Below are 900 nucleotides of genomic sequence, written 5' to 3'. Positions count from 1 at the left end.
GGTTGGAATGTTTTCTGGTGTGTATTGCCCGTCGGTCACGTTGATCGATGATTCGGGTGCGATTGATTATCCGGCGATGGCTGCCCATATTGATCGTCTTGCCGAGTCCGAGCTCAACGGGGTGCTTTTCTTCGGTTCGATCGGGGAGTTTTTCTCCTTTGCCACCGAGGAGAAGGCCGAGTTCTTGAAGTTTGCGGTCAAGCAGGCCGCGGGGCGCTTCCAGGTGTTGGCCGGGGTGAGTGCGGTCCGGCTGGGTGAGGTGCTGGAGAATATCGCCGCAGCTGAGGCGGCCGGGGTTGATGGTGTGGTTGCTCTTCCGCCGTTCTATTTCGGGCATTCGTATGGGCGGGCGCTTGATTTTTATGATGCGGTTGCGGGTGCGACGCAGCTGCCGGTGATGCTTTATAACTTCCCGGAGCGTACGGGTGCGGATTTGAGTCCGGAGTTGGTGGCGGAGTTGGCTGGCCGGCATGCGAATATTGTGGCGCTTAAGGATACGGTGGATACTCAGAGTCATACGCGGCGGGTGATTCGTGAGGTGCGGAAGGTGCGTGCGGATTTCGCGGTACTTTCTGGTTTTGATGAGTATTACATTGGGAATCGGGTGTGTGGTGGGGCTGGGGTGCTCTCTGGCTTGACGAATCTTATCCCTGAGGTTTTCGCGGCGATGCATGCGGCTTATGAGGCTGGAGACGTTGCGGGGGCGGCTGTTGAGTTGGGGAAGATTACTCGTTTGGCTGCGGTGTATGAGATCGGTGATATTTTCATTGCTGCGATTAAGGAGGGGGTGCGTTTGTGTGGGGTGGAGTGCTCGCCGTTGATGCGTGCCCCGCAGGTGCCGTTGAGCGTGGAGGATTCGGAGAAAATCGCGGCGCTGCTACGCGAGGTGCACGCATAAAT

Annotated in this window: 1 protein-coding gene; it reads left to right on the top strand. The window is 57.6% G+C overall.

Features of this window, described 5'->3' with window-relative positions; all coding sequences use genetic code 11:
* Positions 1-898: dihydrodipicolinate synthase family protein (locus tag PWJ82_RS09490; protein ID WP_274736434.1), on the top strand; the 898-nt coding region annotated here is incomplete at its 5' end.
* Positions 899-900: the final 2 nt, after the last annotated feature.

The sequence above is a fragment of the Actinotignum schaalii genome (assembly GCF_028864145.1).
GTDB lineage: Bacteria > Actinomycetota > Actinomycetes > Actinomycetales > Actinomycetaceae > Actinotignum > Actinotignum schaalii_B.
The sequence above is the reverse complement of the archived record's forward strand: the minus strand, read 5'-3'. Positions and strand labels throughout refer to the sequence as shown.